The sequence below is a fragment of the Glutamicibacter sp. BSL13 genome (genome assembly GCF_052928425.1).
This window is the reverse complement of sequence record NZ_JAVGCZ010000119.1, coordinates 1-7220: the sequence shown is the minus strand read 5'-3', so window position 1 is coordinate 7220 and position 7220 is coordinate 1. Positions and strand designations below refer to the sequence as shown.

The 7220-nt window shown below is 70.5% G+C and carries 7 protein-coding genes; all 7 read left to right on the top strand.

Going from position 1 to position 7220, the window contains the following annotated elements; genetic code table 11:
• A partial coding sequence (locus RCJ92_RS14245; RefSeq protein ID WP_446754901.1) for a sirohydrochlorin chelatase occupies window positions 1-383 on the top strand: 383 nt, incomplete at its 5' end.
• A gap of 67 nt (window positions 384-450) precedes the next feature.
• On the top strand, window positions 451-2154 hold the full coding sequence (locus RCJ92_RS14240; RefSeq protein ID WP_446754900.1) for a nitrite/sulfite reductase: 1704 nt from the start codon (window positions 451-453) through the stop codon (window positions 2152-2154).
• Window positions 2151-2870 carry a phosphoadenylyl-sulfate reductase gene (locus RCJ92_RS14235; protein WP_446754899.1) on the top strand — a complete coding sequence of 240 codons (720 nt, stop codon included), beginning with the start codon at window positions 2151-2153 and terminating at the stop codon, window positions 2868-2870. The genes RCJ92_RS14240 and RCJ92_RS14235 overlap by 4 nt, the downstream gene beginning before the upstream one ends.
• Before the next feature lie 88 nt (window positions 2871-2958).
• Window positions 2959-3882 (top strand): sulfate adenylyltransferase subunit CysD, encoded by a 924-nt coding sequence (cysD, locus tag RCJ92_RS14230; protein ID WP_446754898.1) that lies wholly within the window; start codon window positions 2959-2961, stop codon window positions 3880-3882.
• Between the two features lies 1 nt (window position 3883).
• Window positions 3884-5257, top strand: coding sequence for a sulfate adenylyltransferase subunit 1 (locus tag RCJ92_RS14225; RefSeq protein WP_446754897.1), 1374 nt, complete (start codon window positions 3884-3886; stop codon window positions 5255-5257).
• Window positions 5244-6341 (top strand): ABC transporter substrate-binding protein, encoded by a 1098-nt coding sequence (locus RCJ92_RS14220; RefSeq protein WP_446754896.1) that lies wholly within the window; start codon window positions 5244-5246, stop codon window positions 6339-6341. The genes RCJ92_RS14225 and RCJ92_RS14220 overlap by 14 nt, the downstream gene beginning before the upstream one ends.
• A complete protein-coding gene (locus RCJ92_RS14215; RefSeq protein ID WP_446754895.1) occupies window positions 6338-7078 on the top strand; it encodes an ABC transporter ATP-binding protein in 741 nt (246 codons plus the stop codon). The genes RCJ92_RS14220 and RCJ92_RS14215 overlap by 4 nt, the downstream gene beginning before the upstream one ends.
• The last annotated feature ends 142 nt before the right edge of the window (window positions 7079-7220 follow it).

The window sequence follows — 7220 nt, the reverse complement described above, 5'->3', positions numbered from 1 at the left end:
CCGAACCACACCTGCACGGTGCCACGACGGTGGTGCTGGCCGCCGCCGGCACCCGTCTGCCGGCCGGGCAGCAGCAGATCAGCGACCTGGCCGGGCAGCTTTCCCAGCGCCTGGGCCGAGGTGTGCAGGTGGGCTACTGCGCCGGGGCCGAACCAAGGGTGCCAGCACTGGTGCAGGGACAGGCGGGGCAGCGCACCCTGGTGCTCAGCGCCCTGCTGGCCGAGGGGTTCTTCCAGGACAAGCTGCGTAGCACCGGCGCCTGGCAGGTGACAACACCGCTGTTGCCCGACGTCATGATCGCGCAATGTTTCCTTGAAAGACTTTTCCAGGCGCTGCAAGCGGCGGCGTGGGTGACGAAAAAAGTCGAAGTTGAGGGCCGCTAAGCCGCACGAAGAGATGTGACAGCGACCGGTTGCCAGCGGGTGGGGCCCACTTCCTACGCTGGCAACCATGACGCAGACAACCACACCAAGCCGCCGGCCCCCACGGGCCGCGAAACCCAACGGGCAATGGAAAATTGATGGCCCCACCCCGCTGAACGCCAATGAGGAACTCAAGCAGGCCGATGACGGGCTGAACGTGCGCGAACGCATCGAGACGATCTACGCGGTGCACGGCTTTGACTCCATCGACCCCGACGACCTGCACGGACGCTTCCGCTGGTGGGGGCTGTACACCCAGCGCGCCCAGGGCATCCCCGGCGGCAAGACCGCCACCTTGGAACCCCATGAGCTGGAAGATGAATACTTCATGCTGCGGGTGCGCATCGACGGTGGCGCACTGAGCACCGAACAGCTGCGGGTCATCGGGCAGATCTCCCGGGACTTCGCCCGCGACACCGCGGACATCACCGACCGGCAGAACATCCAGCTGCACTGGGTGGACATCGTCAACGTCCCGGAAATCTGGCGGCGGCTGGAAGCGGTGGGCGTGCACACCACCGAGGCCTGCGGGGACGTGCCCCGGGTGATCCTGGGCTCCCCGGTGGCCGGGATAGCCAAGGACGAACTGATCGACCCGACCCCGGTGATCCAGGAAATCGCCCGCCGCTACATCGGTAACCCCCAGTTCTCCAACCTGCCGCGCAAATACAAGACCGCGATCACCGGGCACCCCAGCCAGGACGTGGTCCACGAAATCAACGACTTCGCCCTGGTGGGCGTGCAGCACCCGGAACTGGGCACCGGCTACGACCTGTGGGTGGGCGGGGGACTGTCCGCCAACCCGCGCCTGGGTGAGCGCCTCGGCGCGTTTGTCACCCCGGGGCAGGCCCCGGACGTCTGGGAGGCGGTCACCTCCATCTTCCGCGACTACGGCTACCGCCGGCTGCGCAACCGGGCCCGGCTGAAGTTCCTGCTGGCCGACTGGGGTCCGGAAAAGTTCCGGCAGGTGCTGCAGGAGGAGTACCTGGGCTACGAGCTGCCCGACGGGCCGCCGGCACCCAAGCCCGAACAGGCCGGGGACCACTCCGGGGTGCATGAACAGCACGACGGGAAGTACTACATCGGGCTGACCGCCCCGGCCGGGCGGGTCTCGGGCAGCATCCTGCTCGCGCTCGCCGAGCTGGTCGAGGCCCAGGGCTCACGCCGGCTGCGCACCACCCCGCACCAGAAGATCATTGCCCTGGACATCCCCGGCGAGCACGTGCGGCGCTTCACCGACGCCGCGGCCGCGCTGGGCCTGGACGCGTTCCCGGGCCTGGTCAAGCGTTCGGCGATCGCCTGCACCGGCATCGAGTACTGCAAGCTGGCGATCGTGGACACCAAGGACACCACCATCGACGCGGTCCGGCAGATCGAAGCCCGGCTCAGCGACCACCAGGGCCGGCTGCCCAAGGCCCTGTCCCTGCACGTGAACGGCTGCCCGAACTCCTGCGCCCGGGTGCAGACCGCGGACATCGGGCTCAAGGGACAGCTGATCACCAACCAGGACGGCGAACATGTCCCCGGCTTCCAGGTGCACCTGGGCGGCACCCTGGCCGGGGTGGAGAACGGGGAGGCCGGGCTGGGGCGCACCGTGCGCGGGCTGAAGATCGCCGCCGATGAACTGCCCGCGTACGTCACCCGCGTGCTGGGCAGCTACTCCCGGCACTCCGCGGACGGGGAGTCCTTCGCCACCTGGGCCCACCGCGCCGAGGACGGGGAACTGTCATGAGCCGCACCCCTGGAACCCCGCACACCCAGGAGCAGCTGCGCGCGATCGCGCAGCGCGGCGCCCAGGAGCTGGGCTGGGATGCGCCGGCCGCGGCCGTGGTGGATTTCGCCGCCCGGCACCTGCCCCGTCCCGGGATTGCGGTGGCCTGCTCCATGGCCGATGCGGTGCTGCCGCACCTGGTGGCCGAACGCCTGCCCGGGGTCGATGTCCTGTTCCTGGATACCGGGTACCACTTCCCCGAAACCCATGCGACCCGCGATGCGGTGGCTTCCGGGCTGAAGGTGAACGTCATTGACATCACCCCCGAACTGTCGGTGGCCGAACAGGACGCCGCCCACGGCAGGGACCTCTTCGCCCGGGATCCTGCCGCCTGCTGCCGGATGCGCAAGATGCAGCCGCTGGGCCGGGCCCTAGAAGGATATTCGGCCTGGTTCACCGGGGTGCGCCGGGACGAGGCGCCCACCCGCACCGGCACCCCGCTGGTCACCTTCGACGAGGCGCACGGGCTGATCAAGTTCAACCCGCTGGCCGCCTGGAGCTTCGACGAGCTCAGTGGATACGCCGCCCAGCACGCGGTGCCGCTGAACCTGCTGCTGGCCCACGGCTACCCGTCCATCGGCTGCGCCCCGTGCACCCAACCGGTCGCCGACGGCCAGGACCCGCGCTCCGGACGCTGGGCGGGGCTGGCCAAGACCGAATGCGGCATCCACCTCTGACACCCCCTTTTTCCCGCCATGACACCTCCGCCGCCGGGCACCCCACCCGCGGTCCCGGCGCCGACCCTGCCCTCCGAAGGAGAACCCGATGACCCTGACCGCTACCGCCCCACCGGCCACCGCCAGCAGCGTGCTGGACGCCCTGGAGGCCGAATCCATCCACATCATCCGCGAGGTGCTGGCCGAATTCGAAAAACCCGCCCTGCTCTTCTCCGGCGGCAAGGATTCGGTGGTGGTGCTGTACCTGCTGGCCAAGGCCGTCGCCCCGGCCCGGATCCCCATCCCGGTGGTGCACATCGACACCGGCCACAACTTCGGTGAGGTGATCAAGTTCCGCGACGCCACCGTCGCCCGGTACGGGTTGCGCCTGATCACCGGCTCGGTGCAGGAGTACATCGAGCGCGGCGAGCTCATCCAGCCGGCCGACGGCACCCGCAACCGGCTGCAGACCCGGGTGCTGCTGGACACGCTGGAGGCCAACGGCTTCGACGCGGTCTTCGGCGGCGCCCGCAGGGATGAGGACAAGGCCCGGGCCAAGGAACGCATCCTGTCCCTGCGCAACGAATTCGGCACCTGGGATCCGCGCAACCAGCGCCCGGAGGTGTGGAACCTGTACAACGGGCGCCACGAGCCCGGCTGGAGCGTGCGCGCCTTCCCGATCTCCAACTGGACCGAAAAGGACATCTGGGCGTACATCGAACGCGAAGGCATCGAACTGCCCGGCATCTACTTCGCCCACTGCCGCCAGGTGTTCGAACGCGACGGGATGTGGCGGGCCGTCACCCCGGTCAGCCAGCCGCACCCGCACGAGACCGTGAGCGTGCGCAAGGTGCGCTACCGCACCGTGGGGGACGCCAGCTGCACCGGGGCGGTGCTCTCCGAGGCCGACACCGTCCCCAAGGTTTTGGACGAACTGGCCCTGAGCACCCTGACCGAACGCGGAGCCACCCGGGCCGATGACCAGATCTCCTCCGCCGCCATGGAAGACCGCAAGAAGGAAGGCTACTTCTAAAATGACCGCCACCCACACCACACCACACGCCACCGCACCGCCCAGCACCACCCTGCTGCGCATCGCCACCGCCGGGTCGGTGGACGACGGCAAGTCCACGCTGGTGGGCCGCCTGCTGCACGATGCGAAGGCGATCCTGGCCGACTCACTGGACGAGCTGGCCCGCACCAGCGCCGAACGCGGCTTCGGCGGCCACACCCCGGCCCTGGATCTGGCATTGCTCACCGACGGGCTGCGCGCCGAACGCGAACAGGGGATCACCATCGACGTGGCCTACCGCTACTTCGCCACCCCACAGCGCTCCTTCATCCTGGCCGACTGCCCGGGCCACGTGCAGTACACCCGCAACACCGTCACCGGCGCCTCCACCGCGGACGCGGCCATCGTGCTGGTCGATGCCCGCCACGGGGTGGTGGAACAAACCCGCCGCCACCTGGGGGTGCTCGGGCTGCTGCGGGTGCCGCAGCTGATCATCGCCGTGAACAAGATGGACCTGGTCGGCTGGGACGAAACCGTGTTCCGCGGCATCAGCGAGCAGGTGGGGGAGCTGGCCGCCGGGCTCGGGGTGGGTACCACCCACCTGATCCCGGTCAGCGCCCTGCACGGGCAGAACATCGTCGAACCGGCCGGGCAGGCGCCCTGGTACACCGGGCCCACCCTGCTGGGGCTGCTCGAAGGGCTGCCGGCCGAAGCCGAACACGGCCCGGCCCGGCTGGACGTGCAATACGTCATCCGCCCGCAGGGGGCGCTGGCCCCCGGACTGGACCAGGACGAGTACCGGGACTTCCGCGGCTACGCCGGCACCCTGAGCGGCGGGCAGCTGGCACCCGGGGACCCGGTGCAGATCCTGTCCAACGGCCAGGTGCTCAGCAGCCGCATCCGCCAGCTGCGCACCCCCGCCGGGCCGGCCGAACGGGCCGCTGCCGGGGAAGCGGTCATCCTGCTGCTGGAGGACGAGGTGGACATCGCCCGCGGGGACACCATCATCGCCGGCACACTGCCGGACCCCACCCGGCAGCTGCAGGCCGAGGTGTGCGTGCTCGCGAACCGTCGGCTCAGCGCCGGGGACCGGGTACTGCTCAAGCACGGCACCCGGGTGGCCCCGGCGCGCATCACCGACATCGACTGCGTGCTGCAGGTCGCCGACTACACCCGGCATCCGGCCGACACGCTGGGGCTGAACGACCTGGGTCGGATCAATCTGCGCAGCTCCGCCCCGATCGCCCCCGGCGACTACGCCCACTCCCGCGCCGCCGGCTCCCTGCTGCTGATCGACCCGCGGGACGGGGCCACCCTGGCGGCCGGCATCATCCGGCCCCCCGGGGCCGAAACGGATGCGGCACACCACGAGGAACCCGGCCATGTCCCCGCCTAGGCAACCGGTGCCCGCACCCAAAGACGACGCCCGCACCCGCTTCAGCGCCGGCGCCGCCCGGCCCCCGCACCGCATCCGCCGGGTCGGCGGCACGCTGGTGGCGCTGCTGGCCGCGGCCGCGGTCCTCACCGCGTTCCTGCCGGCGCCCCAAGGCGAACGGCGGCAGGCGGCGGGCCCGGCCCAGCAGCTGCGCCTGGGCTACTTCGCCACCATCACCCACGCCCCGGCGCTGATCGCCGAATCCCGGGGACTGCTGGGGCAGGCGCTGCAGCCACAGGGCACCGAACTGGTGCCCCAGGTCTTCAGCGCAGGACCGGCCGCCATCGAGGCACTGAACTCCGGGGCGCTGGATGCCGCCTACCTGGGGCCCAGTCCGGCCCTGAACAGCTACCTGTCCAGCGGCGGAAAGTCGCTGCGCATCATTGCCGGGGCCACCGAATCCGGAGCCAGCCTGGTGGTGGACCCCACGATCACCACGGTGCCCGAACTGGCCGGAAGGCAGCTGGCCACCCCGCAATACGGCGGCACCCAGGACGTGGCGCTGCGCCACTTCCTGGCCGAGCACCAGCTGTCCGACGCGGTGAGCATCACCCCCACCTCCAACGGCACGGTCGCCCAGCTGTTCGCCCGCGGCGCCATCGACGGGGCCTGGCTGCCCGAACCCTACGCCTCACTGCTGGTCGAACGGTACGGGGCCCGCCGGTTGGTGGATGAAGCCAGCCTGTGGCCGCAGGGACGCTTCCCCACTACGGTGCTGGTGGCCCGGACCGAATTCATTGACGCCCACCCGCAGACCGTGGCCCGGCTGGCCGAGGCGAACACCGAGGCGATCGCCTGGCTGAACCAGGCCACCACGGACCAGCAGGTCCAGGCGGTGCAGCAGGCCCTGGCCGCGGCCAACGGGGCGAGCCTGCCCCGCGGCGTGATTCGCGCCGCGCTCGCCGAGGTGGATTTCAGCCCGGTCCCCGACGGCAGCAGCTTCACCACCCTGGTGCAGCACGCCGCCGAGGTGGGGCTAGGCCAGCCGGGGGACGTGAGCGGGCTGATCGATCGGCGCTGGGTGCGCCACCAGGAGGAGCCATGAGCGTCCAGCTGCACGAGCTCAGCCTGCGCTACCCGGGCGGGCCGGTGGTGATCGACCGGCTGAGCACACGGATCGAGGCCGGGGAGTTCGTGGCGGTGCTCGGCGCGTCGGGATGCGGGAAGTCCTCGCTGCTGAACATCATCGCCGGACTGCAGCCACCGACCGCCGGCTGGGTGGAGGTCCCGGCCGACGGGGCCGCGTTCATGTTCCAGGACGCGAACCTGCTGCCCTGGCTGAACGCCGCGCAGAACGTGGAACTGGCGCTGAAGCTGGCCGGGATCCCGGCGGACCAGCGGAGACAGGACGCGCACCGGCTGCTTGAACTGGTGCAGCTGGGGCACGCCGCGCAGCGCAAACCCCATGAACTCTCCGGCGGCATGCGCCAGCGGGTGGCATTGGCCCGGGCCCTGGCCCAGCAGCGCCAGGTGCTGCTGATGGATGAGCCCTTCGCCGCGCTGGATGCCATCACCCGGGACCTGCTGCATGAACAGCTGCGCGACCTGTGGCACAGCTCGGGCAAGACCATCATCTTCGTCACCCACAACGTGCGCGAGGCGATCCGGCTGGCCGGTCGGATCCTGGTGCTCTCCTCCCACCCGGGGCGGATCCTGGAAACCCGGCAGGTCAGCGACGCGCTGCGCAACAACCCGGTCCGGGCCGCCGACCTGGCGGACGAACTCACCGCGATCCTCAGAAAGGAGCAGGCCAAAAATGAGCATTCTCGCACCCCGGCTTGAACGGGGCCTGGCACCCGCCGCCCGGCGCCGCCCGCCGGCGGTGCCCTCCCGGATTGATGCGGTTGTTGCCCCGCTGCTGGTGGTGGTCGTGGCGCTGAGCCTCTGGCAGATCCTGGCCTGGGTTTCCCCGCTGCGCGATGAC